Origin of the sequence: Streptomyces sp. NPDC006335 (assembly GCF_040612795.1) — a bacterium.
Taxonomy (GTDB): Bacteria; Actinomycetota; Actinomycetes; order Streptomycetales; family Streptomycetaceae; genus Streptomyces.
In genome coordinates this window covers 737,735-763,354 of record NZ_JBEXQX010000002.1, presented here as the reverse complement: position 1 = coordinate 763,354, position 25,620 = coordinate 737,735, and the positions used below count along the sequence as shown (strand labels likewise).

The 25,620-nt window shown below is 71.0% G+C and carries 26 protein-coding genes; 14 read left to right on the top strand and 12 right to left on the bottom strand.

Features of this window, described 5'->3' with window-relative positions; translation table 11 throughout:
* Positions 1-147: 147 nt before the first annotated feature.
* Both ABZ098_RS09420 and ABZ098_RS09415 read left to right on the top strand, forming a co-directional pair.
* On the top strand, positions 148-375 hold the full coding sequence (locus ABZ098_RS09420) for a DUF3107 domain-containing protein (RefSeq protein ID WP_020119766.1): 228 nt from the start codon (positions 148-150) through the stop codon (positions 373-375).
* A 184-nt stretch (positions 376-559) separates the two neighbouring features.
* Positions 560-826 carry a hypothetical protein gene (locus tag ABZ098_RS09415; RefSeq protein ID WP_356589383.1) on the top strand — a complete coding sequence of 89 codons (267 nt, stop codon included), beginning with the start codon at positions 560-562 and terminating at the stop codon, positions 824-826.
* A 118-nt stretch (positions 827-944) separates the two neighbouring features.
* Here the strand turns inward: ABZ098_RS09415 and ABZ098_RS09410 are convergent, their stop codons facing one another.
* Positions 945-1,712 (bottom strand): ferritin-like domain-containing protein, encoded by a 768-nt coding sequence (locus ABZ098_RS09410; RefSeq protein ID WP_356588846.1) that lies wholly within the window; start codon positions 1,710-1,712, stop codon positions 945-947.
* A gap of 485 nt (positions 1,713-2,197) precedes the next feature.
* On the opposite strand from ABZ098_RS09410, the gene ABZ098_RS09405 reads away from it, so the two are divergent.
* Together ABZ098_RS09405 and ABZ098_RS09400 are read left to right on the top strand one after the other, a co-directional pair.
* Positions 2,198-4,774: a DEAD/DEAH box helicase gene (locus tag ABZ098_RS09405; protein ID WP_356588844.1), complete on the top strand. Its 2,577-nt coding sequence runs from the start codon at positions 2,198-2,200 to the stop codon at positions 4,772-4,774.
* A 187-nt stretch (positions 4,775-4,961) separates the two neighbouring features.
* Positions 4,962-5,831 (top strand): alpha/beta hydrolase, encoded by an 870-nt coding sequence (locus ABZ098_RS09400; protein WP_356588842.1) that lies wholly within the window; start codon positions 4,962-4,964, stop codon positions 5,829-5,831.
* Between the two features lie 16 nt (positions 5,832-5,847).
* Here the strand turns inward: ABZ098_RS09400 and ABZ098_RS09395 are convergent, their stop codons facing one another.
* Positions 5,848-6,741 (bottom strand): NYN domain-containing protein, encoded by an 894-nt coding sequence (locus ABZ098_RS09395; RefSeq protein ID WP_356588840.1) that lies wholly within the window; start codon positions 6,739-6,741, stop codon positions 5,848-5,850.
* Between the two features lie 194 nt (positions 6,742-6,935).
* Here ABZ098_RS09395 and ABZ098_RS09390 point away from each other — a divergent pair, with 194 nt between their 5' ends.
* Positions 6,936-7,088 (top strand): hypothetical protein, encoded by a 153-nt coding sequence (locus tag ABZ098_RS09390; protein WP_356588838.1) that lies wholly within the window; start codon positions 6,936-6,938, stop codon positions 7,086-7,088.
* Positions 7,089-7,205: 117 nt separating this feature from the next.
* Here ABZ098_RS09390 and ABZ098_RS09385 read toward each other — a convergent pair whose 3' ends face one another.
* The 3 genes from ABZ098_RS09385 to ABZ098_RS09375 form a co-directional block, all read right to left on the bottom strand.
* The gene (locus ABZ098_RS09385) at positions 7,206-7,811 is read right to left on the bottom strand and encodes a MarC family protein (RefSeq protein WP_280862697.1); all 606 of its coding nucleotides are present in this window, start codon (positions 7,809-7,811) and stop codon (positions 7,206-7,208) included.
* Positions 7,812-8,050: 239 nt separating this feature from the next.
* Positions 8,051-8,908, bottom strand: coding sequence for a PHP domain-containing protein (locus ABZ098_RS09380; protein ID WP_356588836.1), 858 nt, complete (start codon positions 8,906-8,908; stop codon positions 8,051-8,053).
* Between the two features lie 126 nt (positions 8,909-9,034).
* Entirely contained in the window at positions 9,035-9,676 is a 642-nt protein-coding gene (locus ABZ098_RS09375) for a DUF6758 family protein (protein ID WP_356588834.1), read from the bottom strand.
* A gap of 161 nt (positions 9,677-9,837) precedes the next feature.
* On the opposite strand from ABZ098_RS09375, the gene ABZ098_RS09370 reads away from it, so the two are divergent.
* Complete coding sequence (locus ABZ098_RS09370) at positions 9,838-11,061, top strand: MFS transporter (RefSeq protein ID WP_356588832.1); 1,224 nt, start codon at positions 9,838-9,840, stop codon at positions 11,059-11,061.
* Positions 11,062-11,102: 41 nt separating this feature from the next.
* Here the strand turns inward: ABZ098_RS09370 and ABZ098_RS09365 are convergent, their stop codons facing one another.
* Positions 11,103-11,687, bottom strand: coding sequence for a suppressor of fused domain protein (locus tag ABZ098_RS09365; protein WP_356588831.1), 585 nt, complete (start codon positions 11,685-11,687; stop codon positions 11,103-11,105).
* Positions 11,688-12,237: 550 nt separating this feature from the next.
* Between ABZ098_RS09365 and ABZ098_RS09360 the strand changes: the two genes are divergently transcribed.
* Complete coding sequence (locus tag ABZ098_RS09360) at positions 12,238-13,356, top strand: magnesium and cobalt transport protein CorA (protein WP_356588829.1); 1,119 nt, start codon at positions 12,238-12,240, stop codon at positions 13,354-13,356.
* Between the two features lie 10 nt (positions 13,357-13,366).
* A complete protein-coding gene (locus ABZ098_RS09355) occupies positions 13,367-13,879 on the top strand; it encodes a hypothetical protein (RefSeq protein WP_356588827.1) in 513 nt (170 codons plus the stop codon).
* Here ABZ098_RS09355 and ABZ098_RS09350 read toward each other — a convergent pair.
* Positions 13,876-14,619 (bottom strand): hypothetical protein, encoded by a 744-nt coding sequence (locus tag ABZ098_RS09350; protein ID WP_356588825.1) that lies wholly within the window; start codon positions 14,617-14,619, stop codon positions 13,876-13,878. The two genes, ABZ098_RS09355 and ABZ098_RS09350, sit on opposite strands and share 4 nt — an antisense overlap.
* A gap of 238 nt (positions 14,620-14,857) precedes the next feature.
* On the opposite strand from ABZ098_RS09350, the gene ABZ098_RS09345 reads away from it, so the two are divergent.
* The 4 genes from ABZ098_RS09345 to ABZ098_RS09330 are packed head-to-tail and all read left to right on the top strand — an operon-like array spanning position 14,858 to position 19,910.
* The gene (locus tag ABZ098_RS09345) at positions 14,858-16,144 is read left to right on the top strand and encodes a CBS domain-containing protein (protein ID WP_356588823.1); all 1,287 of its coding nucleotides are present in this window, start codon (positions 14,858-14,860) and stop codon (positions 16,142-16,144) included.
* On the top strand, positions 16,134-16,754 hold the full coding sequence (locus ABZ098_RS09340) for a DUF1003 domain-containing protein (protein ID WP_356588821.1): 621 nt from the start codon (positions 16,134-16,136) through the stop codon (positions 16,752-16,754). The genes ABZ098_RS09345 and ABZ098_RS09340 overlap by 11 nt, the downstream gene beginning before the upstream one ends.
* A gap of 42 nt (positions 16,755-16,796) precedes the next feature.
* Complete coding sequence (locus ABZ098_RS09335; RefSeq protein WP_280849484.1) at positions 16,797-17,930, top strand: Mrp/NBP35 family ATP-binding protein; 1,134 nt, start codon at positions 16,797-16,799, stop codon at positions 17,928-17,930.
* Between the two features lie 48 nt (positions 17,931-17,978).
* Positions 17,979-19,910: a glycosyltransferase family A protein gene (locus ABZ098_RS09330; RefSeq protein WP_356588819.1), complete on the top strand. Its 1,932-nt coding sequence runs from the start codon at positions 17,979-17,981 to the stop codon at positions 19,908-19,910.
* A 45-nt stretch (positions 19,911-19,955) separates the two neighbouring features.
* Here ABZ098_RS09330 and ABZ098_RS09325 read toward each other — a convergent pair whose 3' ends face one another.
* From ABZ098_RS09325 to sigE, 4 genes are all read right to left on the bottom strand, one after another.
* Entirely contained in the window at positions 19,956-20,621 is a 666-nt protein-coding gene (locus ABZ098_RS09325) for a hypothetical protein (protein ID WP_356588817.1), read from the bottom strand.
* A 312-nt stretch (positions 20,622-20,933) separates the two neighbouring features.
* On the bottom strand, positions 20,934-21,362 hold the full coding sequence (locus tag ABZ098_RS09320) for a sec-independent translocase (RefSeq protein ID WP_356588815.1): 429 nt from the start codon (positions 21,360-21,362) through the stop codon (positions 20,934-20,936).
* 247 nt (positions 21,363-21,609) lie between these two features.
* Positions 21,610-22,569, bottom strand: a complete 960-nt coding sequence (locus ABZ098_RS09315; protein WP_356588813.1) for a zf-HC2 domain-containing protein — start codon at positions 22,567-22,569, stop codon at positions 21,610-21,612.
* On the bottom strand, positions 22,566-23,264 hold the full coding sequence (gene sigE / locus ABZ098_RS09310; protein ID WP_125194850.1) for an RNA polymerase sigma factor SigE: 699 nt from the start codon (positions 23,262-23,264) through the stop codon (positions 22,566-22,568). Before sigE ends, ABZ098_RS09315 begins: the two co-directional genes overlap by 4 nt.
* A gap of 235 nt (positions 23,265-23,499) precedes the next feature.
* Between sigE and ABZ098_RS09305 the strand changes: the two genes are divergently transcribed.
* Positions 23,500-24,198, top strand: a complete 699-nt coding sequence (locus ABZ098_RS09305) for an O-methyltransferase (protein ID WP_356589381.1) — start codon at positions 23,500-23,502, stop codon at positions 24,196-24,198.
* Between the two features lie 104 nt (positions 24,199-24,302).
* Here the strand turns inward: ABZ098_RS09305 and ABZ098_RS09300 are convergent, their stop codons facing one another.
* A complete protein-coding gene (locus ABZ098_RS09300) occupies positions 24,303-24,470 on the bottom strand; it encodes a DUF3117 domain-containing protein (RefSeq protein WP_003966491.1) in 168 nt (55 codons plus the stop codon).
* A gap of 358 nt (positions 24,471-24,828) precedes the next feature.
* Here ABZ098_RS09300 and ABZ098_RS09295 point away from each other — a divergent pair, with 358 nt between their 5' ends.
* Entirely contained in the window at positions 24,829-25,620 is a 792-nt protein-coding gene (locus ABZ098_RS09295) for an enoyl-CoA hydratase-related protein (RefSeq protein WP_356588811.1), read from the top strand.

Genomic DNA, 25,620 nt, shown 5'->3' with positions numbered 1-25,620 from the left:
CACGTACGCGTGCGGGTCGTTTGTTCCCGCCCGATGTTCGCTGTTGGCGTTCTCGCGCGGAGCGTGTACGTCCCCTCACCGGGCTAATGTGTGCTGGGTACGGCGCGGAAGGTCGCGCACTTCACTGACCGTCGGAGGGACATAGCCGTGGAGGTCAAGATCGGCGTGCAGCACGCGCCCCGCGAGATCGTTCTGGAGAGCGGTCAGAGCGCCGAGGAGGTCGAGCGGGCGGTGGCGGAGGCCCTGGCCGGCAAGTCCCAACTGCTGAGCCTGGTGGACGAGCACGGCCGCAAGGTCCTCGTCCCGGCCGACCGTCTCGCGTACGTCGAGCTCGGCGAGCCGGCTCCGCGCAAGGTGGGCTTCGGCGCGCTGTAGGCAGACAGTCGAAGAGGGGTCCGGCGACTTCAGGTCGCCGGGCCCCTCTTCGCGTGGCGGGCGGGTTCTTTCCTCCCCGTATGGAGCACGAACGGCACCCCGAGGAGGATTGCATTCCGCAGGTCACGGGTATGACGGGCTACGACCGTAATGCGCAGTGTGGCCGTGTGGGAGGGACCCCATGATGTTGATCGAAGCGCTCGGCGCCGCCCTGCTCGGTCTGGTGCTGGCGGGGGTGGCGGCACACCGCCTCGCGCACCGCCTGCCGACCCGTTCCCTGGTCCTCGCGACGGGCACCGCGGGCGCCCTCTTCGGCGCCTTCGTGACCCACACCGCACTGGACCCCGGCAACATCCTGCTGATCCTCCTGGGCGCGGCCGTGGTCTCGGTCGCCTCCCTGTCCCTGCTCCTGCGCCCGACCGGCCGACTGCGCCGATCAGCCCCGGCGTAGGCGAATCCCACCAGGCCCACCAGGCACACCGGGCAGGCCCACAAGGGCGCGGGGAACTGCGCGACCGTCCGCGCCGAACCCGCGGCCGCCGACCGCACAGCCCCCGAGCCGTCGGCCGCTAGGCGGCGAGCCCCAGCGCGGCCATCCGCTTGGTGTGCGCCTCGGTGATCCGGGAGAACATCCGTCCCACCTCGGCGAGATCGAACCCGTCTGCGACGCCCCCGACGAGCATCGTCGACAGCGCGTCCCGGTCCGCGACGACCCGCTGCGACTGCGACAGTGCCTCGCCCATCAACCGCCGTGCCCACAGGGCGAGTCGCCCGCCCACGCGCGGGTCCGCGTCGATCGCCGCCCGTACCTTCTCGACGGCGAACCCGGCGTGCCCGGTGTCGTCGAGGACGGCCAGCACCAGCTCGCGCGAGTCGGTGTCGAGCCGCGCGGCGACCTCCCGATAGAAGTCACTGGCGATCGAGTCCCCGACGTACGCCTTGACGAGCCCCTCCAGCCAGTCCGAGGGCGCCGTCTGCTTGTGGAAGCCGTCGAGGGCCGCGACGAACGGCTCCATCGCCAGCGTCGGCTCCTCGCCGATCTCCGTCAGCCGGTCGCGCAGCTTCTCGTAGTGGTGGAACTCCGCCGACGCCATCTTCGCCAGCTCCGCCTTGTCCGCCAGCGTCGGCGCCAGCTTGGCGTCCTCCGCGAGCCGCTCGAAGGCCGCCAGTTCGCCGTACGCGAGCGCGCCGAGCAGGTCGACGACCGCGGCTCGGTACTGCGGGTCGGCGGCGGCCTTCGTCCAGTCCTGAGCGGCGACACCGGTGTGCTCGACGGTGGGTTCGGCAGGGGTCTCGGAGGCGTTGTCGGGCTTGTCAGAGGTCGTCATGAAGCGCACAATAGCCCGCTCTCCGGACGGTGGAAGGCCCTGGTCAATCAGTGTGACGACGACTACGTGACCAAATCGGCCATCACATGTGCGCGATTCCGGGGTATGGTGGTAATGCGCCTGCTGGTACGACGGCACTTTGTGAGTGTGCCGTACCTCGACAGGCCGCACGTATGAGGATGCCCGGTCGGTGGCCCGATCGGCTCCGACCCGACAAGCCCTCCTCGCCCGTACGGCACTGTGCGTACGGAGTTCGGAGGGGGACCCTCAGCGGTACGAGCGCTAGAGCGTCGGCAGAGGTCCCGTGCCATTACGGCTTAGCCGTAAGGCAGCCGACGTCCCCAGCACGGTAGACGACCCCCGCGCTCGCCTCGCACCGCGCACACAGAAGAGGCAGCACCCTGACTACGACTTTTCGCGATCTCGGGATTCTGACCGAGACGGCCGAGGCCCTCGAAGCCGTCGGCATCGTCAACCCCTTCCCCATCCAGCAGATGACGCTCCCGGTGGCCCTCTCCGGCTCCGACGTCATCGGCCAGGCCAAGACCGGCACCGGCAAGACGCTGGGCTTCGGCCTCCCGCTCCTCGAGCGCGTCACCGTCCCCGCCGACGTCGAGGCCGGCCGCGCCAAGCCCGAGGACCTCACCGACGCCCCGCAGGCGCTCGTCGTCGTCCCCACGCGCGAGCTGTGCACGCAGGTCACCAACGACCTGCAGACCGCGGGCAAGGTGCGCAACGTACGCGTCCTCGCCATCTACGGCGGGCGCGCCTACGAGCCCCAGGTCGAGGCCCTCAAGAAGGGCGTCGACGTCGTCGTGGGCACCCCCGGCCGACTGCTGGACCTCGCGGGCCAGAAGAAGCTCAACCTCGGCCACATCAAGGCGCTCGTGCTCGACGAGGCCGACGAGATGCTCGACCTGGGCTTCCTGCCCGACGTCGAGAAGATCATCAACATGCTGCCGGCCCGCCGCCAGACGATGCTGTTCTCGGCCACCATGCCGGGCGCCGTCATCGGCCTCGCGCGCCGCTACATGTCGCAGCCCACGCACATCAACGCCACCTCGCCCGACGACGCGGGCAGGACGGTCGCGAACACCAAGCAGCACGTGTACCGCGCGCACAACATGGACAAGCCCGAGATGGTCGCGCGCATCCTCCAGGCCGAGGGCCGGGGGCTGGTCATGGTGTTCTGCCGCACCAAGCGCACCGCGGCCGACCTCGCCGACCAGCTCCAGCAGCGCGGCTTCGCCGCCGGCGCGGTCCACGGCGACCTCGGCCAGGGCGCCCGCGAGCAGGCGCTGCGCGCCTTCCGCAACGGCAAGGTGGACGTGCTCGTCTGCACCGACGTCGCCGCCCGCGGCATCGACGTCGAGGGCGTCACGCACGTCATCAACTACCAGTCGCCCGAAGAGGAGAAGACGTACCTGCACCGCATCGGCCGTACCGGCCGCGCGGGCGCCAAGGGCATCGCGATCACCCTCGTCGACTGGGACGACATCCCGCGCTGGCAGCTCATCAACAAGGCGCTGGAGCTCGACTTCAACGACCCGCCGGAGACGTACTCCACCTCCCCGCACTTCTACGAGGAGCTGAACATCCCCGCGGGCACCAAGGGTGTCCTGCCGCGGGCCGACCGCACGCGTGCCGGGCTGGACGCGGAGGAGCTCGAGGACCTGGGCGAGCCGGGTGGACGCGGTGCACGCGGACGCGGTGACCGTGGCCGCGGCGACCGTGACCGGGGTCGCGGACGAGGTGGCCGGGACGAGTCCCGCTCCGCCGACCGCGAGCGCCCGGACGCCGAGCGTGCGGACCGTACGCCGCGCCGTCGCCGTCGTACCCGCGGCGGAACCCCGCTGGACGCGAGTGCCCCGGTCGAGGCGGTCGCCCCGTCGGAGACCACCGCTGTCGAGGACGCCACCACGACCCGCACCCCGCGCCGCCGTCGCCGCACCCGCGGCGGGGCGTCCGACTCGGTGCCGGCCACGGCGACCACGGCAGCTGCGGCGGTCGAGCCGACCGTGTCCAAGGCCGCGGAGTCCGCCGTCACGACGGCGGAGGGCCCTGCCCTCGACACCGAGACCCCGGCCAAGCCGCGCCGCCGCCGGACCCGCAAGTCCGCGGAGACGCCGGCCGCGGTGGAGACGGTCGTCGAGACGGCGCCGGTCACGGAGCCCGCTCCGGTCGCCGAGACCGCTCCGGCGTCGGAGGCCCCGGCCACGAAGCCGCGCCGTACGCGCAAGACGGCCGCCGCGGCTCCCGCCGAGGCCGCCGTGGACACGGCCGAGGCCACGGAGACCAAGCCGCGCCGCACCCGCAAGACCGCGGCCACCGCCACGACCGCCGCCGAGGCGGCCGTGGACACCGCGGAGGGCACGGTCACCAAGCCCCGCCGTACCCGCAAGACCGCGGCCGCGACGACGGAGGCGGCCACCGACACGGCGGAAGCCGTGGAGGCCAAGCCCCGCCGCACCCGTAAGACGGCTGCCGCGCCCGCGACTGCCGCCGAGACCGCACTGGACACGGCAGAAGCCACCGAGGCCAAGCCGCGCCGCACCCGCAAGACCGCGGCCACCGCCGAGGCCACCACGGACACGGCCGAGGCCACCGAGGCCAAGCCCCGTCGGCGTACCACCCGCAAGGCAGCCGAGCCCGCCGTCGCCGCCGAGATCCCGGCCCAGCCGGTCCCGGAGGCGGAGGCGGCCGAGGTGACCAAGCCCCGGCGCACGCGGAAGACTGCGAGCACCGCGAAGGCGGCCGAGGCGGCCGTGGACACCCCGGAGGGCACGGTCACCAAGCCGCGCCGCACCCGCAAGGCCACGGCGGCTCCGGCGGAGGCCGCGGCCGAGACCGCGGAGGCCAAGCCGCGCCGCACCCGCAAGACCGCGGCCACCGCCGAGGCCACCACGGACACGGCCGAGGCCACCGAGGCCAAGCCCCGTCGGCGTACCACCCGCAAGGCCGCCGAGCCCGCCGTGACCGCGGAGATCCCGGCCCAGGCGGACCAGGAGCCGAAGGCCGCACCGCGCCGCCGGACCCGCAAGACGGCCGCCGCGGAGCCCGCGGAGAGCTGATCCGACGCCGACGGCCCGGTCCCTGCACGAGGGGCCGGGCCGTCGGCGTTCCCGGCACCGGCCAAGAGGCGCGGGGAACCGCGCGACCAGCCACGACGAATCGGCACCGCCCGAGCCGAGGACACCACGAGGCCACCGGCGCCCCCTACGGCGCCATCCCGCCGCCCCCGCCCGATACCCTCACCCCGTGAGCACCCGAGCCGTCTTCACCCCGCCGCCCGGCGCCCGCGCCTACCCCCTGCGCACCGCTCGCGGCGAGTTCGCGGCCGTGGATTCGGCCGTGCCCCCCGGTGTGGCCCTCAAGGGCACCGCGCTGCTGGTTCCCGGCTTCACGGGCAGCAAGGAGGACTTCACGCTGCTCCACGAACCGCTCACCGCGCGCGGCTACCGGATCGTGGCCGTGGACGGGCGGGGACAGTTCGAGTCGGACGGACCGGAGACCGACGAATCCGCCTACGCACGAGGCGAGTTGGCGCGGGACGTGCTCGCCCAGGTCGCCGCCCTCGACACGCCCGTGCACCTGGTCGGGCATTCCCTGGGCGGCCAGATCGCGCGCGCCGCCGTACTGCTGGACCACTCGCCCTTCCTCTCCTTCACCCTCGTCTCCTCGGGCCCCGCGCAGATCTCCGACTCCCAGCAGCAGCGCGTGAAGCTGCTGCGGGACGCGCTGGGGGTGATGACGATGGCCGAGGTGTGGGACGTGATCCTGGCCATGGGCCCGCCGGAGGAGGTCGGCGGGCCCGCCAAGGGCATCGGGGACGTCGTACAGCTCCGGCGCCGCTGGCTCGGCAACAAGCCCGCCCAACTCCTCGCCACCGGGCGCCAGTTGTGCACGGAGCCGGACCTGGTGGCCGAACTCGCCGCCGTCCCGCTGCCCTTCCACGTCCTGTCCGGCTCACAGGACGACACCTGGCCGGTGCATCTCCTCGACGACATGGCCGTACGCCTGGGCGCCCGCCGTACGGTGATCCCGGGAGCCGACCATTCCCCCAACGCCGACGAGCCCCTCCCCACGGCCCATGCCCTGGCCGACTTCTGGGACACCCTCGGCCGCTAGGCCCGGGCGCCAGAGGTCAGTACTGCCCCTGCAGGTGCTCCCAGAACCCGTCCCGCAGCGCCCGCCGCAGGTCGGCCTGTCCTCGCAGGGAGTACTGGAGCAGCCCCTCCGCCTCCACCAGCAGGTCCTGGTCCACCGAGCCGGGCAGGTACGGGTGCCCGGGCAGGAGCTCCTGGAGTGCCGCCCGCCCGCGCTCCGCGAGCCACTTCGCGGCGATCTGCGCGCCCACGAAACGGACGTCCTCGCGGGCGGGCCGGGTGGCGGTCGCCTCGTAGGGGACGGCGGCCCGGCGCGAGACGTACGGCTTGAAGAAGTCGAGGTCGAGGGTGCGCTGGCTGTCGACCTCCCACAGGAGCGGTTCCGCCTGGTTGCGGCCCTCCGGGGCCTCGATGCCCCACAGGTGGACGCGGGCGCCGTAGCCCTGGGCCGCCTCGACCGCCGAGACCAGGTCCTCGTCGCCGCCCAGGAGGGCCGCGTCGCTGATGGCGCGGTGGCGGGCCAGGGACTCCAGGTCGGAGCGGATCAGCGAGTCGACGCCCTTCTGCTGGTTGTTGGCGTTGAGGTTGCCCAACCGGACTTTCACGTCCGGGAGTTCGGCGATGGACTGCTGCTCCGCGGTGTGGATGCGGCGCCTCGCGCCGTCGTACCAGTAGACCCTGAGCAGTCTGCTGTCCGCGAATATGGTGCGGGCCCGGTCGATGAGGGCCTCGATCAGGCCCTCGGCGTCGAGGTCGAAGGCACGACGGTCCTCGGTGCCGGCGACGAGTCGTCCGGCCGCCGCGTAGAGGTAGCCCGCGTCGACGAAGATCGCATGTGTCGAGGGCGTCTTCGCCACCTCGGCGAGCATGCGCGTGAGCAGCTCGTTGGTGCGGTCGATGCGGGCGCTCAAGGGCGCCAGGTCGTCGTTCATCGACTCCATTGTCCCGGCGGTCACGCTGCGAACACAACCGGTCCCAAGGAGTCCTCGAAGACTCACTTACCGGTCAGTAGTTAGTCGTTCGAAAAATTTCTTTAGCGTAGGGAATGTTTGTAACACGCATCCCGTTGACTCCCTGTGTACGCAGTAATTCTCCGCAGGAGGATGACCAGACGAAGGGAGAAGCCATGCGCTTCGAAATCATGCGACTCGACGACGTCGACGGTACGACCGTGGACAGCACTGTCGTGGACGCCGCCTCCGTCAACCGGATCGTTCAGCAGGCCGCCGCGATAGGACAGCGGCTCTGGATCCGTCCGGCCGACACCTCGGCCTCATAACCTCTACAGTCTCGACCGTACAGACGCGGATCACCGCTGAAGCTTCAGAGCCCCCGCCAGGCATCGACGCCGGGCGGGGGCTCTGCGCATACCCAGGAGCGCATCCACACGGGGCGCTCAGCTCGCCTGGACGACCTGGGTGATCCCGTTGATGATCTGCTGCACGGCGATCGCGGAGAGCATCATGCCCGCGAGCCGGGTCACCAGCACCACCCCGCCGTCCTTGATGACCCGGATGATCAGCAGCGAGTACCGCATCACCAGCCACAGCACGACATGGATGGCCAGGATCGCCGTCCACACGGAGACCTGGGTGGCGACGCTGTGGGCCTTCTGCACGGCGAGGATGACGGAGACGATCGCACCCGGACCCGCGAGCAAGGGCATGCCGAGGGGTACGAGCGCCACGTTGACGTCCTTGGTCTGCTTCGGCTCGTCGGTCTTGCCGGTGAGCAGGTCAAGCGCGATCAGCAGGAGCAGCAGGCCACCCGCGATCATCAGCGCGGGCACGGAGACGTGCAGGTAGTTCAGGATCTGGTGGCCCAGGAGCCCGAAGACGGCGATGACCCCGCCCGCCACACAGACGGCCTGGAAGGCCATCCGCTTCTGCACCTTGCCGGGTCGGCCGGCGGTCAGCGCGAGGAAGATCGGGGTGATCCCGGGGGGATCCATGATGACGAACAGGGTGAGGAAGAGCGAGCCGAAGACGGCGACGTCGAACATGACGGAACTGGCCTTACAGAAAGGGACGGAACACGGAACAGGGCATGGGCACAGGCACGGGCACGGGAACGCCTGCGACGCCGGATGGCGGGAGCGGGGTCGGGGTCGGGGTCGGACCTCGGCCAAGCGGATCAGGCCTCGGCCAAACACGTCCGGCCTCAGACAAGCAGGTCCGGCCTCAGACAAGCAGACAGGGCCTCGGACAGCAGGTCAGGCCTCGTACGAAGAGGGGTCGGGCGTCAGATTCCGCCGGTCCCCGGGACGGGGAACGCACCCGTCGCCCGCCGCGTGATCTCCCCGTAGACCTCGGGGTCGGTCGTGTACTCGCCGAGGGCGACGGTCTTGCGGCTGCCGTGGTAGTCGCTGGACCCGGTGACCAGCAGCCCCAGGTCGGCGGCGAGCCCGCGCAGCCGTACGCGTGTGTCCTCGTCGTGGTCCATGTGGTCGACCTCGATGCCGTCGAGGCCGGCGGCGGCCATCTCCGCGATCGCGGACTCCGGGACGGTGTGACCCCGCTTGCTGGCGCCCGGGTGGGCGAACACGCTGACCCCGCCGGCCCCCTTGACCAGCCGGATCGCCTCGAAGGGGTCGGTCTCGTGCTTCGCCACGTGGGCCCGGCCGCCGTCGGCCAGCCAGTCGCTGGTGAAGGCGTCGTCCACACTCCGTACGACCCCGAGCTCGACGAGCGCGGTGGCGACGTGCGGCCGCCCGACGGAACCGTCCCCGGCGATCCGCGCCACCTGCTCCCAGGTGACCGGCACACCCAGCTCCTGGAGTCGGGCCACCATCGCGCGCGCCCGGGGCACCCGGTCGTCCCGCACCAGCTCCCGCTCGGCGAGCAGCTCCGGCTCCTCGGGGTCGAACAGGTAGGCCAGCATGTGCATGGACACCCCGTCGATCCGGCAGGACAGCTCGGCCCCGGTGACGAGGGTCAGCCCGGCGGGCAGGGCGGCCAGTGCCTCGCCGTACCCACGGGTCGTGTCGTGATCGGTGAGGGCGACGACGTCCAGCCCGGCAGCGGCGGCGTTGCGCACCAGCTCGGCGGGCGTGTCGGTGCCGTCGGACGCCGTGGAGTGGCAGTGCAGATCGATGCGCACGACACGGACTCCAGACGCTGACGGAACAGATGAGGACGCTCAAGGATAACCGGGTTCTCCCGCTCCTCCGTCACACCCGCAGCAGGGGTACGCCCCCTACAGTCCCCCTCCGCAGTCCCCCTGCGGTCACGGCTTCAGCAAGCGCGGCGACAACGCTCCGCAGGGCACCAGTTCGACTTCCGCCCCGGCGTCCCGCAGGTCGGTCAGCACCAGCTCGTCGTACATCAGCAGCCCGGACTGCTCGGGCCACACCACGGCCCACAGCCACATCCCCAGCGCCTCCCCCGCGAACACCGCCCGATCCTCCGGCGCCCCGGAGACATGCCACAGCGGAGTGGGCCGGCCGGCGGCGAGCACCTTCGCCTGCGGCGGTTTCTCCACGCTCATGTACGGCCCGGGGTCCGGCCCGTCGATGCCCGCGTAGCGCGCCCCGAGCCCGACGCCGAGTTCCTCGGCCACGAGGATCAGCTCGCCGACACCGCCGAGCGGTCCGGGTCCCGTGCAGGCCACCGCGGTGGCGCGACCGCCGCTGCGGTCGTCGCCCGCACTGGCCACGCCCGTGAACAGCCAGCCGACCGGCAGCGGCCACGGCATCCACACCGGTACCTGCGTGCGATGCACCACGACCTCGAGGGCCTCGACGCTGGGCGGGATCACGGGCTGCAACGGATGCACCGTCCCGTGCACATCGCACTGCCAGGAATCGGCGAAGAGTCCGGGAGCCCTGACCCGGCCACCACACTTCGGGCAACTGGGTTCGCCCCTCATAGGGCCCCACGGTCCTACCCCCGCTCCGCCACGTCAAGGACGATCACCCGTCCGGACGGAACGGGTTCACCAGGACATTTAGATGTAGCTTGCATTTATTAGCCGCCCTAACTTACTATGTGCATATACCAACTATCTCCGTGAGGAGTGGAGGAACGACCATGGACCCCTTCGATGCGGGAGCCGGCGGCATCCTGCGCCAGCCGAAGGCCGTATGGGCGACGGCGGGCGCCTCCGTCGTCGCCTTCATGGGCATCGGACTCGTCGACCCGATCCTGCCGTCGATCGCCCAGGGCCTGGACGCCACGGCGAGCCAGGTCTCCCTGCTGTTCACCTCGTACTTCCTGATCACCGCGATCGCGATGCTGGTCACCGGCTTCGTCTCCAGCCGCATCGGCGGCAAGAAGACCCTGCTGCTCGGCCTCGCCCTCGTCGTGGTCTTCGCGGGGCTCGCGGGCACCTCGGGCTCGGTCGGGGAACTGGTCGGCTTCCGGGCCGGCTGGGGCCTGGGCAACGCCCTGTTCGTCTCCACGGCCCTCGCGGTCATCGTCGGCGCGGCGGCCGGCGGCAGCGCGGCGGCGATCCTGCTGTACGAGTCCGCCCTCGGCCTCGGCATGGCGTGCGGCCCGCTGCTCGGCGCCCTGCTCGGCAACGCCAGCTGGCGCTACCCGTTCTTCGGTACGGCCTTCCTGATGGCCGTCGGCTTCCTGTGCGTCACGGCGTTCCTCAAGGAGCAGCCGAAGCCGGCCCGCAAGACGTCCCTGCTCGACCCGATCAAGGCGCTCGGCCACGGCGGGCTCGCCTCGGCCGCGATCTCGTCCTTCTTCTACAACTACACGTTCTTCACCGTGCTGGCCTTCACGCCGTTCGTGCTGGACATGACCCCGTACAAGTCGGGTGCCGTGTTCTTCGCCTGGGGTGTCCTGCTCGCCGTCTTCTCGGTGCTGGCCGCGCCCCGGCTCCAGGAGCGGTTCGGCTCCCTGAAGGTGCTCGGCGGCTCGCTGGTCCTGCTCGCCATCGACGTGCTCGTCCTCGGCTACGGCGACCACACCACGGCCATCGTCTGCACGATCCTGTCCGGCGCCTTCATCGGCGTGAACAACACGGTGTACACGGAGCTGGCGCTCGGCGTGTCGGACGCCCCGCGGCCGGTGGCGAGCGCGGGCTACAACTTCGTGCGCTGGTTCGCGGCGGCCGCGGCGCCCTTCTTCGCGCCGAAGATCGAGGAGTGGACGAACATCCACGTCCCGTTCGTGGTGGCGGCGGTGACCGCGGTGCTCGGCGCGCTCGTGGTCGTCGTACGGCGCAAGGCGCTCACGCACGAGGCGGAGGAGCTGGAGCCGAGGCACGCGGTCGAGGACAGCGTGGCCGTCTTCGCCAACTGACGGCTTCCGGCCACCACTTGGTGACCTTGCTCACGCGAGGATCACTCCAGCGGGACGGACTTGCGGGACGGATCCCTCAGGTCCGTCCCGTTCGTCAGCCAGCGCTCCTGGAGGGCCTGGGCGCCGTGGACGCGCTTCCAGGCGGCCTCGTTCGGCGTCATGGGGAGCAACGGCAGGAAGTGGACCGGGTCGAGGGGCTCGTCGAGTTCCAGGTCCTCGACCAGTCCGCCCGGCTCGGCGACCAGGACCGAGGTGAACGGGGCGCCCGGCCACAGGGGTTCGCCCACGTCGAGCGAGGCCCCCGGGGCCACGACCACGCCCTCGACCTGCGGGGACGCGGCGAGCACGGCGAGGGGGCGGAGCACCTTGTCGGTGTCGGCGAGTCCGCCCCTTACGGAGATGAGCAGTTCGGCGCGCGGGCCCTTGACCGGGTCGGCGAGCATCGCCGTGGGGTCGCCCATCGGCTGGGCGGACATGCCGAGCGTGGCGTAGCGGACGACGTCCCCGTCGGTGAAGCGGAGCACCTCGATGCGGTCCGTACCGAGGAAGGTGACCGCGGCGCGCGCGTCCGGCTCGCCCAGCGCGCTGCGCAACCGGGCCTCGACCAGAGGAAGAACATCTGCCATGCGGCGAGCATAGAACTCGTCAGTACCGGGCAAAGCAGCGCCTTGACACTTCGGCCTGCTGATACTCTGGCCCGGTCGTCGGGGCAGCACGCAGATAGGGGTACCTCCCAGGCTTTAGGCACTGGGGGAGTCGCGATCGAGTCCCGACGCCTGTGAGACTCCCTTGCGGGAATGGATCGTCCCTTACGAGGGACCGGCCGGAGGAGGTGGGGCTGTCATGGATCGAAGTCGACCTGGTAGTACCACTCGTTCTTCCGGCCGCTGATGCAGCTCTGTGACTTTCGGCAACCGCCGCCTTTCACGTTCGCGTCTTCGTGCGGAAGAGCACTTCGTTCGTTTTGCCTGATCTTTCTGATCTGTAGCAGTAGCTGAATCAGTACTTCAGCAACGAAGTCCGCCACCGCGATGGTGCGGTGCTCCCCGCTTTGTGGACGTGCCAAACACCCTTCCTCTGCCTCAAGGACGGGGATACCCCTTGCAGGACGTCCTCATTCCGGGTAGTTCCACCCGTCGCCGGGGCCCTTTGTTGCCCGTCACGAAGGAGCCTGCCATGTCGATGATCCGTGACCTGCGTGCCGCCGTACGCCCGTCGCGTCCCTCGCTGCGCAAGGACACCGGCGCGTACGACGCGACGCGCGACCCCTCCACGCCCTCCGCCGTCGTCGACTGCGCCGTCTACCGCGACGGCCGGCGCGTGCAGACCGACTGCCAGCCGAGCCCGCACGAGGCGATGCGCCAGGTGCGCCGCGACGGCGGGTTCGTGTGGATCGGTCTGCACGAGCCGAGCGAGGCCGAATTCTCCGGTATCGCAAGCGAGTTCGGGCTCCACCCGCTGGCCGTCGAGGACGCCGTCCAGGCCCACCAGCGGCCCAAGCTGGAGCGCTACGACGACTCCCTGTTCACCGTCTTCAAGACCATCCACTACGTCGAGCACGACGAACTCACCGCCAACAGCGAGATCGTCGAGACCGGCGAGGTCATGTGCTTCACCGGCCGGGACTTCTTCATCACCGTCCGGCACGGCGGCCAGGGCTCGCTCAGGGCGCTGCGCCACCGCCTCCAGGACGACCCGGAGCTGCTCGCCAAGGGCCCCTCGGCGGTGCTGCACGCGATCGCCGACCATGTCGTCGACGGCTATGTCGCGGTCGCCGACGCGGTGCAGGACGACATCGACGAGGTGGAGACCGAGGTGTTCACCCCGGGACGCGGCGGCAAGGTCTCGCGCGGTGTCGACTCGGCCCGTATCTACCAGCTCAAGCGTGAGGTGCTGGAGTTCAAGCGGGCCGTCGCCCCGCTGCTGCGGCCCATGCAGCTGCTCAGCGAGCGGCCGATGCGGCTGGTGGACCCCGACATCCAGAAGTACTTCCGGGACGTCGCCGACCACCTCGCCCGGGTCCAGGAGCAGGTCCTCGGCTTCGACGAGCTGCTCAACTCGATCCTCCAGGCCAACCTCGCTCAGGCGTCCGTCGCCCAGAACGAGGACATGCGGAAGATCACGTCCTGGGCCGCGATCATCGCCGTACCGACGATGGTGTGCGGGGTCTACGGCATGAACTTCGACTACATGCCGGAGACGCACTGGCGGTTCGGCTACCCGGTGATCATGGCGATCACCGGAGTCATCTGCATGGGCATCCACCGCACCCTCAAGCGCAACGGCTGGCTCTAGGGTGGGCCCCATGACAAGTGAGCTGCTCGACCGGGCCCTCGTCGAGGAGGCCACGAAGAAGTCCGGCCTCGTCTGGGTCGAGGCGCCCGGCGGCCCGGCCCGTGCCCTGTGGCACGTGTGGCACGAGGGCGCCGCGTGTCTGGTCGGCGACGGCCCCGGGGAGCAGCCGCTGCCGGGGCTGGCCGACGGGGGCACCGCCGAGGTGACCGTCCGCAGCAAGGACAAGGGGGGCCGGCTGGTCTCCTGGGCGGCGCGGGTCGTCGAACTGGCGCCCCGGTCCGAGGCGTGGGAGGCGGCGGTCGGCGAGCTGAAGGGGAAGCGGCTGAACGCCCCCGACGGCGAGGCGATGACGGACCGTTGGGCCCGCGAGTGCCGGGTGCTCCGGCTCGAACCGACCGGGGCCACGGCCGCGCTCCCCGAGGGCGACCTGGCCGGACCACCGCTGCCGACACCGGCGACCACCCGCGAGCCGATCCCGGCCGGGCTTCCCCGGCTGCTCCTGAAACGCCGCAAACGCGGCTAGGACGTCGGCAACTGCTTGCCGTAGTCCACCGTCTCGTCCTTCTCCGGCTCGGTCAGGGGGAAGTTCCTGCCCCAGGCCGAGAAGGTCAGGGTGCCCGCGCCGCCCGCCCGGGCCAGGCGCAGCGGGTAGGGCTGCCCCTCCAGGGAGACGTCCAGCGTGCCGCCGTCCCCCTTGTCACCCGTGATGCGGATCGTGCGGGTACCCGCCTGCTCGTGGTGGCCGTCGGTGTCGAGGCTGCCGTGCAGGGTCAGAAGTCCGTCGAGGAGAACGTCCTTGTCCGTGAAACCGCTGAACTTCTTGTACGCCGGGTCGCCCGACGGCACCTTCACGTACTTGCCGTCGAGCTTGTCGGCGGCCGCGTCCGACTCGCCCTTGCCGTCGGCCTGGGTCCAGAAGCCCGCGTCGGCCTTCAGGTACAGCTCCTCGCCGATCCGCAGGAGCTGGAAGGTGACCCCCTCCGCGGTGACCGATCCGGAGCCGCCCTCGGAATTCAGGCGCATGTCGAGTTTGTATGTGCGTCCGCTGGTGACCACGTTCCCCGACAGGCGCAGCGCGTCGGCGGACTCGGCGGCCGCCCGCGTCTTCGACTGGATCTGGTCGGCGGGCAGTTTGCCGACCCCGTTGGTGCCCGCGTCGGGGTCCTCGCCGCAGCCCGTCAGGCCGGTTCCCGTCACGACCAGGGCGCACATCGCGCCCACCACAACGGTCCTGCGGGCACGGCCCTGGGGAATCGCGGTCACAGGTGGGGCTGCCTTTCCGACGAGGGTCCTTCAGCGGCGTACGGCAGCGTACCGGGGCTCGGGCCCCCGGGCGGAGCCAGTCCGTCCGGACCGCTCACCAGGGCGTATCCGATCGGTACGGGCTAGCCTTAAGCCCTCCCGAGCGGGCAATCCGGACAACGAACGACGAACGAAACACCTCGTACGCACCCCCGTACGCGGCCTCGGACACAGCCTCGTAGGCAAAGGAAGCACAGCCATGGCAGCGGGAGCCCCCCGGATCTTCGTCTCGCACCTCGCCGGTGTCGCCGTCTTCGATCCCACCGGCGACCAGGTGGGTCGCGTGCGCGATCTGGTCGTCGTACTGCGCGTCGGGCGCAGGCCGCCCCGGGTGCTCGGCCTGGTCGTCGAACTGTCCACCCGGCGCCGCATCTTCCTGCCCATGACCCGGGTGACGAGCATCGAGTCCGGCCAGGTCATCACCACCGGCGTGCTCAACGTCCGCCGCTTCGAGCAACGGCCCACCGAGCGCCTGGTCTTCGGTGAGCTGCTGGACCGGCGGGTCACGCTGGTGGAGAGCGACGAGCAGGTCACCGTCCTCGACATCTCGGTGCAGCATCTGCCGGCCCGCCGGGACTGGGAGATCGACCGCGTCTTCGTCCGCAAGGGCGGCAAGGGCGGGGCGTTCCGGCGCAAGGGCGAGGCCCTGACCGTGGAGTGGTCCGCCGTCACGGGTTTCACCCTGGAGGAGCACGGACAGGGCGCCGAGAGCCTCCTGGCCACCTTCGAGCAGTTGCGCGCGGCCGACCTCGCCAACGTCCTGCACCACCTCTCCCCCAAGCGGCGCGCGGAGGTGGCGGCCGCTCTCGACGACGACCGCCTGGCCGACGTACTGGAGGAGCTCCCCGAGGACGACCAGATCGAGATCCTCGGCAAACTGAAGGAGGAGCGGGCCGCCGACGTCCTGGAGGCCATGGACCCCGACGACGCGGCCGACCTGCTCTCCGAGCTCCCCACCGAGGAGCAGGAACGGCTGCTGAGCCTGATGCAGCCCGGCGACGCGGCCGACATGCGGCGCCTGATGGCCTACGAGGAGCACACGGCCGGCGGTCTGATGACGACGGAACCGATCGTCCTACGGCCCGACGCGACCGTCGCCGACGCGCTCGCCCGGGTCCGCAACCCCGACCTCTCCCCCGCCCTCGCCGCCCAGGTCTACGTGTGCCGCGCGCCCGACGAGACGCCGACCGGCAAGTACCTCGGCACGGTCCACTTCCAGCGGCTGCTGCGCGACCCCCCGTACACCCTCGTCAGCTCGCTCGTCGACGACGACCTCCAGGCCCTCGACCCGGACGCGACGCTGCCGGTCATCGCCGGGTTCTTCGCGACGTACGACATGGTCGCGGCGCCCGTGGTCGACGACTCGGGCTCGCTGCTCGGCGCGGTGACGGTGGACGACGTCCTCGACCACATGCTGCCCGAGGACTGGCGGGAGACGGAGTTCGACGCGGAGGGGGCGGAGGGGGTGGCCCACCATGACGCCTGAGCGCGAGACCCCGAACCGCGAGCGCGTCCCCTCCTCCGGCGCCCGCGAACGCACCCCTTCCGGCGCCACGGCCACCAGCCGTCCCCGCGCCCGCCTCGACCAGCCGCGCCCGCCGCGGCGCAGGCTGCTGCCCGAGTGGGACCCGGAGGCCTTCGGACGACTGTCGGAGCGGATCGCCCGCTTCCTGGGCACCGGGCGGTTCATCGTCTGGATGACCGTCGTCATCATCGCGTGGGTGCTGTGGAACATCTTCGCGCCCCGTGATCTTCGCTTCGACAACTACCCGTTCATCTTCCTCACCCTGATGCTGTCCCTCCAGGCCTCCTACGCCGCCCCGCTGATCCTGCTCGCGCAGAACCGGCAGGACGACCGGGACCGGGTCAACCTCGAACAGGACCGCAAGCAGAACGAGCGGTCGATCGCGGACACCGAGTACCTGACCCGCGAGATCGCCTCGCTCCGGATCGGCCTGGGCGAGGTGGCCACCCGCGACTGGATCCGCTCGGAGCTCCAGGACCTGATGAAGGAGCTGGAGACACGGCAGCAGCACGACGGGCATGTCGTATTCCCGGCAGAACGACCGCACGGGCGTGACGTAGACGACCACTGACGGGGGTGCGGGGGGCGCCCGCCGCCGCCGTACCATCGTCGTATGGCTAGCGAAGACGCGGTGCGCGAGGCACTGGCGACGGTGAACGACCCCGAGATCAACCGCCCCATCACGGAGCTCGGGATGGTCAAGTCGGTCGACATCGGCGCGGACGGGGCGGTCGCGGTCACCGTGTACCTGACGGTCTCCGGCTGTCCGATGCGCGAGACGATCACGCAGCGCGTGACGGACGCGGTCGCGGCCGTCGAGGGCGTCACGCGCGTCGACGTCACGCTGGACGTGATGAGCGACGAGCAGCGCAAGGAGCTGGCGACGGCCCTGCGGGGCGGCCAGACCGAGCGCGAGGTCCCCTTCGCCAAGCCCGGCTCCCTGACCCGCGTCTACGCGGTCGCCTCCGGCAAGGGCGGTGTCGGCAAGTCCTCGGTCACCGTGAACCTGGCGGCGGCGATGGCGGCCGACGGCCTCAAGGTGGGCGTGGTCGACGCGGACATCTACGGCCACTCGGTGCCGCGCATGCTGGGCGCGGACGGGCGCCCGACCCAGGTCGAGAACATGATCATGCCGCCGTCGGCGAACGGTGTGAAGGTCATCTCGATCGGCATGTTCACCCCGGGCAACGCCCCGGTGGTGTGGCGCGGCCCGATGCTCCACCGCGCGCTCCAGCAGTTCCTGGCGGACGTGTACTGGGGCGACCTGGACGTCCTGCTCCTGGACCTGCCCCCGGGCACGGGTGACATCGCGATCTCGGTCGCCCAGCTCGTCCCGAACGCGGAGATCCTGGTCGTGACCACGCCCCAGCAGGCGGCGGCGGAAGTGGCCGAGCGCGCCGGCTCGATCGCCGTGCAGACCCACCAGAAGATCGTCGGCGTGGTCGAGAACATGTCCGGCCTGCCCTGCCCGCACTGCGGCGAGATGGTGGACGTCTTCGGCACGGGCGGCGGCCAGACGGTCGCGGACGGCCTGACGCGGACCACTGGGGCGACGGTCCCGGTCCTCGGCTCCATCCCGATCGACGTCCGCCTGCGCGAGGGCGGCGACGAGGGCAAGCCGGTCGTCCTGACCGACCCGGACTCTCCCGCGGGGGCGGCTCTGCGCGGGATCGCGGGGAAGCTGGGGGGACGGCAGCGGGGGCTTTCGGGCCTTTCGCTGGGGATCACGCCGAAGAACAAGTTCTGAGACGTACGCGATAAAGAGGCGTGTCACGGGCCAGGTAAGGTCCGTGGAATGCCGAGAGTCAAAGTCAGCGTCGTCGTTCCCGTCTACAACACCGGCAAGTACGTCGACGAGTGCGCCCCGTCGCTGCTCGGGCAGAGTCTGCCCGCCGACGAGTACGAGGTCATCTACGTCGACGACGGTTCGACGGACGACACGCTGACCCGGCTGGAGAAGATCGCCGCCGCGCACCCGAACGTCCAGGTGCACACCCGGCCCAACTCCGGCTGGCCGGGCGCACCGCGCAATCTCGGCATGCGGCACGCCAAGGGCGAGTACATCCAGTTCGTCGACCACGACGACACGCTCGGGCCCGAGGCCCTGGAGCGGCTGTACGAGCACGCGAAGCGCAACGACGCCGACGTGGTGCTCGGCAAGATGTCCAGCACGATGGTGCGGCCCCGGCGGCTGTTCCGGCACACGGTGGACGCCTGCACCATCGAGAACGACGAGCTCATGCAGAGCATGTCGCCGCACAAGATGTTCCGGCGGGCCTTCGTCGAGGAGCACGGGCTGCGGTTCCCCGAGGGCCCCTGGATCCTGGAGGACCTGGCCTTCGTCAGCGCCGCCTATCTGAAGGCCGAGCGGATCTCGGTCCTCGCCGACTACCCCTGCTACTACTGGATGAAGCGGGACGACGGCGGCAACAACACCCAGCACCGCTTCAACCCGCGCCACGGCTTCTGGTCCAACTGCCGCACCATTGTGCGCCAGATCAAGGACGGCACGTCCCCGTCCGAGGACGTCGACGCCCTCCAGAACCGCCTCCTGCACCGCCTGTACCACGTCGAGATCCTCTCCCGCACCCGCGAACCCGAGATCCTCCGCGAGGACCCGGCCGAACAGCGGGAGCGCTTCGAGGCGGCCCGGAAGTTGGCGGTCGAGGAGTTCCCGGCGGCCGTGCGCGAAGGCCTGCCCACCGTGTCCCGCCTCCGTGCCGAACTCCTCGAACGCGGTGACTTCGACGCAGCGGTGGCCCTCGCCGAGCGCGTCCGTCAGGTCAAGGCCCGCAGCACCGTCGAAGGACCGCGGTGGGAGGACGGCCGACTGGTCGCCGACGTCACGCTGGACCTGCTGCGCGGGGACGGTGAGCCGCTGGTGCTCGTCGAGCGGGACGGGAAGCGGTGGCTGGACCCGGAGCTGCTCGCCGGGGTGCCGGGGACCGAGGACGGCTGGGAGGTACGCGACCCGTTCCGGCTGGCGTACGCCGAGCTGGTGGTCAAGGACCGCGACCGCGAGGACTGGTGGTACCCGGAGGGCGACCTGGAGGTGCGGCTCGAACCCGCCGGCGAGGGGCGCTCGCGGCTCGTCGCGGTCGGGCGGCTGCTCCTGGACCCGGAGCGGCTCGCGGGCGGGCGGCCGCTGGAGCGCGGGGTGCACGACGTGTGGGCGTACGTCCAACTGCTGGGCGTCGACCGGATGGTCCGGCTGAGCGGTGACGGCACCCCCGGTACCCCGGCTGCGGGCCCGGCGCTGACCGGCGGGCGGCTCGCGCTGCCGTACTGGACCGGCAGCGGCCAGCTCGCCCTCGACGTGGACCAGCGCCAGCGCAGGCTCGGTTCCGACACGGCCGGTGCGGCCGCGGCGAACACCGCGCGCGGCGAGCGGTCGCTCCCGCTGCCGTACGTGGCGGCACGCGCGGACAGCACCGCGGCTCGTCTCAAGGTCACCGTGTCCGCGCTGACCGTGGACGCCGAGCTGGTCCCCGGCGAGGGTGGGACGACGGCCGCACTGCGGCTGCCCGCCCGCCTCAAGCTCCCGGCCGGACGTCACCCGGTCAGCCTCCCCAAGACGGACGCCCCCGTCGCGTACGCCGTCGTCCGCGACGGCGCCCTGCTGCGCCTGGAGGGCCCGGCCCACGAGGCCGGCACCGGACGCCGGTTCCTCGACGCGGTCGCCGACAACCGCCAGGTCCGGCGGGTACGGCGGCGGTTCGGCCGTTAGGAGGGTGGTGGGGCACCGTACGGACCCTCGGTGCCCCGCCGCGTGTTAGGCGTACGCCGAGATGTCCTTGATCATCGCGAACCCGAGTCCGTACGCGCTCATGCCTCTCCCGTACGCCCCCACGTGCACCCCCTCCTGCGTGGAGCCCGCGAGCACCCAGCCGAACTCCGACTCCCGGTAGTGGAAGGGCGTGGGCACGCCGTCCACCGGCAGCGACAGGGTCGACCAGTCGGATCCCTCCAGGTCGTCCGCCAGGACCCAGGCCGTCTCGGTCTGCTGGTCCAGCCAGTCGTCGCGCAGGGAGTGGTCCATCTGGCCGGGCCAGGTGAACGACAGCAGCCCCACCCCGGCCAGCCAGGCGGCGGAGGACACCGAGGTGGCCTCCAGCAGCCCGGTGCCGTCCGCGCTCCTGCGGGACGGGTTCGCGGCGACGGTGACCACGACCGCGAACTTCTCCTTCGGCTCTCCCGTGGACCCCGACTCGTTCTTCACCGAGGGCTCGTCGCCGTGTCCGATCGACCCGTGCTCGACGGCCCCGTCGGCCGACGTGCCGACCTGCATCAGCCAGCGCGGCCCTGTGAAGGCCTCGTCGAGGCCGTACCAGGGGAAGGGCGCCTGAAGGTAGCCGTCGACCGTGCGCCGGGCGGAGGGAACCTGTTGGCCGCCCTCCGCGGCCGGCGCCTGCGCGACTGCCCCACTCGTCGTCTCCATGTGCCGGACGCCTCCTACTAGCTCTCGTCGGACCGGACCGGCCCGCCCCCCTTCGGGCGGCGTCGCTGGTTCGCGTACGGCCCGCACAACAACTCGGCAGCATAGCCACACCGCTCCGAGCTGCGCGGAAACCGCCCGGCGCGCGGGGCGCACGGGGGGTGGCTTCAGCCCGTACGAGGGCGGTACGAGGGCATTACGACGGCCGTGGAGGCCGTACGAGGTGAGGGCTGGGTATGAAACGCGTCACGTACGACGGGAAAAGGCGCCCGCGAGCTGAACTGCTCTGCAGGCGCCTTCCGTTGGGCGTACGGCTCAGGTGGCGTCCGCGTCGAAGGGCGGGCGCTCGTCCGTGCCGGGCTCCTCGGGCTTCTTGGTCATGTCGATCCGGCCGCCCGAGGAGGACGAGGACGGCGAGGTGTCCGTGCTGTGCACGGCATCGGTGACCTCGGCCATCTCCTTCTTCAGGTCGAAGCCGTTGCGGATCTCCTTGAGACCCAGCTCGTCGTTGTCGAGCTGCTTGCGGATGAACGTCTTGGGGTTGAGGTCCTCGAACTCGAAGTCCTTGAACTCAGGCCCCAGCTCCGAGCGGATGTCCTGCTTGGCGCTCTCCGAGAACTCACGGATCTTGCGCACGGTCCGCATGACGTCCTGGATGACCTTCGGGAGCTTGTCCGGACCGAAGACGAGCACGGCGAGGACAACGAGCGTGATCAGCTCGAGCGGTCCTATGTCATTGAACACCTGAAGCTCCTTGCGATGTCCTCGGTCCTCGGCCCTCGGTGGTCTGTGCGGTCTTCCGTGGTCCGGGCCGGGTCCACGGTACCTGGGGATGCCGTACGACCGGTACCGTCCCGGGGGCTCCGAGTGCGGGAGGGCGCGCGGTTTTCCGGGTTGTTTGCCTTGTGGACCGTGGTTCCGGGGCGTCGCTGTGAGGTTTCTGCCGATCGGTGCGCGACGACACGGGCCGGGGAGCCGAGGAGGACGCTGGTCAGCGGGTGGCGCTGGGGGGCGTGGGCGCTGACGTGTGGGGGACGGGTGCGGCGAGGAGGCCGGAGGCGGTGAGGTCCGGCGTCGCGGACAGGGACGTCAGGGTGAGCGGAGGGGTGGCGCTGAGCGGACGTATGAGAGGGGACATCGCGGCGGCCCCGGCGACCACCGGCGCCGTGAGCGCGTGCAGGGCCGCCTCCTGCACCTGGGCGGGGATGCCGGGCAGCAGCGGTGCGGACGCCGTGGTCGGGGCGACCGGGTCGTCGCCCTGCGTCCGCTGTCCCTGATTCTGCGTGAGCAGCGGGCCCGTGCCACGGCGGCGCTGGTTCTCCGGCACCGCGGCTCCCGTGCCCGGCGTACGCGCCGGGGTCACATTGCTGCCGGCCCCGCGTGCGTCGGTGTCGCCGGGCACACCCGTGGTGACGCCGCCCAGCGCGATCGCGGCCAGCGAGACCGCCCCGGCGGCGACGACCGCGAACCGCATTCCGCGCGAGGCCGAGCGGTCGGCTTCGTGCCTGCTGACGTCATGGATGCGGAAGCCCCGGCCGATGGCGGGCCGAAGTGGCGCGGCGTGCGGGCGGGCGGGGACGTAGTCGAACTCGAAGCGCTCGTCACGTCTTACGCCGAAGGCCCCGGTGGTGCCGGATCGTCCCGACAGTCCTCCGAATCCTCCCCCGCCGAACGGCGAGCTGTCGCCGTCCTCCGGATCACCTCCCGGAAGCCCCTGGAGGCGGGCCAGGAAACTCTCGGAGGGCGGGGGCGGCGCGGCCTCCGCGAAGACGTTCTTCAGACGGCGCTGGGCGTCCGCCTCCGCCTTGCACTTAGGGCAGGTGGCGAGATGTGCGAGGACACGCTCGCGCGTGGCATGACCGAGCTCGCCGTCCACCAGGGCGGCGAGTCGGTCTCCCAGATGCTGTTCCGCGAGGCTTCCCTCGCCGGGTTTGGGCAGTGATCCACTCACGCGGACGCGCCCCCTCCCCCCAGCGCGGGGACCCTGGCCATGAAGGAGCGACGCTCGGCGCGGGCCTCGGGTGAGCGGTGGGCGAGGGCCTTGCGCAACTGGGAACGGCCGCGGTGGATCCGTGAGCGGACGGTGCCGAGCTTGACGCCAAGGGTCGCGGCGATCTCCTCGTACGACAGTCCCTCGATGTCGCACAGGACGACCGCGGCGCGGAACTCCGGTGCGAGGGTGTCGAGGGCCTGCTGGACGTCCGCGTCGAAGTGGGCGTCGTTGAAGACCTGCTGGGGCGACGGCTCGCGGCTGGGCAGTCGCTCGGCCGCGTCCTCGCCGAGGGCGTCGAAGCGGATGCGCTGCTTGCGGCGGACCATGTCCAGGAAGAGGTTGGTGGTGATGCGGTGCAGCCAGCCCTCGAAGGTGCCCGGCGTGTACGTGGACAGCGAGCGGAAGACGCGGACGAAGACCTCCTGCGTGAGGTCCTCGGCGTCGTGCTGGTTACCGGTGAGGCGGTACGCCAGGCGGTAGACGCGGCCGCTGTGCGTGCTGACGATCTCCTCCCAGGTGGGCGGAGTCCACGCCTGCCCGTCCGCGTCGGTGGCAAAGGTCGCGGTCTGGGCGTAGTCGCCGGCGTGGCTGTGGTCAGCGGTGTCGTTCACGGATTTCGGCCTGCCCGCCGATCCGAGGAAGCGCCGCAACACTCCCCCACGATCTCCAGGCGCGGCCGCACCTCCCCTGTCGGCTCTGGTTGTCTCCAGTGGAGCCCCTACCATAGCCACCTCGCCCGTTAGCTCCGGATAAGCGGTTTTACGAGAATTTGATCTGGGCTGATACCACTCGGTCCCCTGCGTCAGCAGTTGCTCGAGGGCCTGCTCGTCATCGTGATCCAACTGTGTCCCCCCGGGTGCGTCTCCACCCCTCTAAACGCCCGGTCCCATCTGCGGGTTCCCGGCGGCAACGGATACAGTCACGCCCAGGCAACCACGGGGCAAGGAGAGGGTCATTACCGGCAACCGGCAGACGAGCTGGGCGTTCGCCGACGCCTATGTCGCCGAGGACGAAGCGCTGCGCTGGTCCCGCGACCGGGCCCGTGAGGCGGGGCTGCGCTCGGTGTCGCCCGGCACGGGCGCGGCGCTGCGGTTGCTGGCCGCCTCCGTGGACGCCAAGGCCGTCGCCGAGATCGGCACCGGGACCGGCGTCTCCGGCATTCATCTGCTGTACGGCATGCGCCCCGACGGGGTGCTGACCACCGTCGACCCCGAGCCGGAGCACCAGCAGTTCGCCCGGCAGGCGTTCCGCGCCTGCGGCTTCGCCAGCAACCGGGCCCGGTTCATCCCGGGCCGCGCCCTGGACGTGCTGCCCCGCCTCGCCGACGCCGGCTACGACCTCGTCTTCTGCGACGGTGACCGGCAGGAGGTCATGGACTACCTCGCTGAATCGTTGCGCCTGCTGCGTCCGGGTGGCCTGGTGGTCTTCGAGGGTGTCTTCGCCAACGGCCGCACCGTGGACTCGGGGCCGCAGCCCACGGAGGTGCTGCGCCTCAGGGAGCTGCTGAGGGCCGTGCGCGAGAGCCAGGATCTGGTGCCGTCGCTGCTGCCGGTGGGTGACGGACTGCTCTGCGCGGTCAAGCGCTGAGCAGGTGAGGGACGTACGGCCATTCGTGGTGTCGCCCGGGCAGAGCGCTGCCCCGGCACCTCAGGAGATGCCGGGGCAGCGGAAAGGGTATGGTCGCTTCCGCGTCAGCCGACGACCTTCTTGAGGGCGTCGCCGAGCGCGTCGGCCTCGTCAGGGGTCAGCTCGACGACGAGCCGACCGCCGCCTTCGAGCGGAACGCGCATGACGATGCCCCGCCCCTCCTTGGTCACCTCGAGCGGGCCATCACCCGTTCGCGGCTTCATGGCCGCCATGCTCGTTCCCCTTCCTGAAACCAGCTCATCGTCAAAGCCGACAGCCCTGGGAGGGCACGCGGATCCACGTGGGACACGCGCCACCGGCATCGAACACATTGCTTCCAAGCCATTATCCCGCATCTCAGGACCCGATGACCAACATCAGTCGGCATCGCTTGGGCAACGCGCGCGAGCAAAACCACTCAATTCGGCGATGTGGCTGCGATACTCCGCCGCCGCGCGGATCCCGGCCGGTCACCAGCGCTTCGGAATTGTTTGACGCAGGTCACACGTCCGGTCCGGTCCCCGGACGGCGATCTCCGCCATGCTGTCCTTCGGACATCGGATGCAGCGGACACACCGGAGGGGATACGCCATGGCCGACACCGTGCTCTACGAGGTGCACGACGGGCTCGCGACGATCACGCTGAACCGGCCGGAGGCGATGAACGCGCTGAACATCGCCACGAAGGTCGCGCTGCGGGAGGCCGTGGAGTCGGCGGCCTCGGACGACGCCGTACGGGCCGTGCTGGTCACCGCCGCCGGGGAGCGGGCGTTCTGCGTGGGGCAGGACCTCAAGGAGCACATCGGGCTGCTCGCCGAGGGCTCGACGAAGGTCATGAGCACGGTCAAGGAGCACTACAACCCGATCGTGCGGGCGCTGACGGAGATGCCGAAGCCGGTGGTGGCCGGGGTGAACGGGGTCGCGGCGGGCGCCGGCTTCGGGATCGCGCTCGCGGCGGACTACCGGGTGGCGGCGGACACGGCCGCTTTCAACACGTCGTTCGCGGGGGTGGCGCTGACCGCGGACTCCGGGATCTCGTGGACGCTGCCGCGGGTGGTGGGGCCGGGACGCGCCGCGGACCTGCTGCTCTTCCCGCGGACCATGTCGGCCCGGGACGCGCACGATCTGGGGATCGTCAACCGTCTCGTGCCCTCCACCGACCTGCCCGCCGAGGCCGAGAAGGTGGCGCGGGCCCTCGCCGAGGGGCCGACGGTGGCATACGGCGCGATCAAGGAGTCCCTCGCGTACGCGCTCTCGCACACCCTGGCGGAGACGCTGGAGAAGGAGGACGAGCTCCAGACGCGGGCCGGGGCCTCCGAGGACCACGCGATCGCCGTGCGGGCCTTCGTGAACAAGGAGACCCCCAAGTACCTCGGCCGGTAG

Bases quoted from the DNA above. Each gene is read 5' to 3' on its own strand.
- ABZ098_RS09295 (WP_356588811.1), top strand. From the start codon at position 24,829: ATGGCCGACACCGTGCTCTACGAGGTGCACGACGGGCTCGCGACGATC.
- ABZ098_RS09360 (WP_356588829.1), top strand. From the start codon at position 12,238: ATGTCGATGATCCGTGACCTGCGTGCCGCCGTACGCCCGTCGCGTCCC.
- ABZ098_RS09390 (WP_356588838.1), top strand. From the start codon at position 6,936: ATGCGCTTCGAAATCATGCGACTCGACGACGTCGACGGTACGACCGTG.
- ABZ098_RS09345 (WP_356588823.1), top strand. From the start codon at position 14,858: ATGGCAGCGGGAGCCCCCCGGATCTTCGTCTCGCACCTCGCCGGTGTC.
- ABZ098_RS09385 (WP_280862697.1), bottom strand. From the start codon at position 7,811: ATGTTCGACGTCGCCGTCTTCGGCTCGCTCTTCCTCACCCTGTTCGTC.
- ABZ098_RS09370 (WP_356588832.1), top strand. From the start codon at position 9,838: ATGGACCCCTTCGATGCGGGAGCCGGCGGCATCCTGCGCCAGCCGAAG.
- ABZ098_RS09405 (WP_356588844.1), top strand. From the start codon at position 2,198: ATGACGCTCCCGGTGGCCCTCTCCGGCTCCGACGTCATCGGCCAGGCC.
- ABZ098_RS09415 (WP_356589383.1), top strand. From the start codon at position 560: ATGTTGATCGAAGCGCTCGGCGCCGCCCTGCTCGGTCTGGTGCTGGCG.
- ABZ098_RS09395 (WP_356588840.1), bottom strand. From the start codon at position 6,741: ATGAACGACGACCTGGCGCCCTTGAGCGCCCGCATCGACCGCACCAAC.
- ABZ098_RS09325 (WP_356588817.1), bottom strand. From the start codon at position 20,621: ATGGAGACGACGAGTGGGGCAGTCGCGCAGGCGCCGGCCGCGGAGGGC.
- ABZ098_RS09340 (WP_356588821.1), top strand. From the start codon at position 16,134: ATGACGCCTGAGCGCGAGACCCCGAACCGCGAGCGCGTCCCCTCCTCC.
- ABZ098_RS09365 (WP_356588831.1), bottom strand. From the start codon at position 11,687: ATGGCAGATGTTCTTCCTCTGGTCGAGGCCCGGTTGCGCAGCGCGCTG.
- ABZ098_RS09375 (WP_356588834.1), bottom strand. From the start codon at position 9,676: ATGAGGGGCGAACCCAGTTGCCCGAAGTGTGGTGGCCGGGTCAGGGCT.
- ABZ098_RS09355 (WP_356588827.1), top strand. From the start codon at position 13,367: ATGACAAGTGAGCTGCTCGACCGGGCCCTCGTCGAGGAGGCCACGAAG.
- ABZ098_RS09300 (WP_003966491.1), bottom strand. From the start codon at position 24,470: ATGGCGGCCATGAAGCCGCGAACGGGTGATGGCCCGCTCGAGGTGACC.
- ABZ098_RS09330 (WP_356588819.1), top strand. From the start codon at position 17,979: ATGCCGAGAGTCAAAGTCAGCGTCGTCGTTCCCGTCTACAACACCGGC.
- ABZ098_RS09335 (WP_280849484.1), top strand. From the start codon at position 16,797: ATGGCTAGCGAAGACGCGGTGCGCGAGGCACTGGCGACGGTGAACGAC.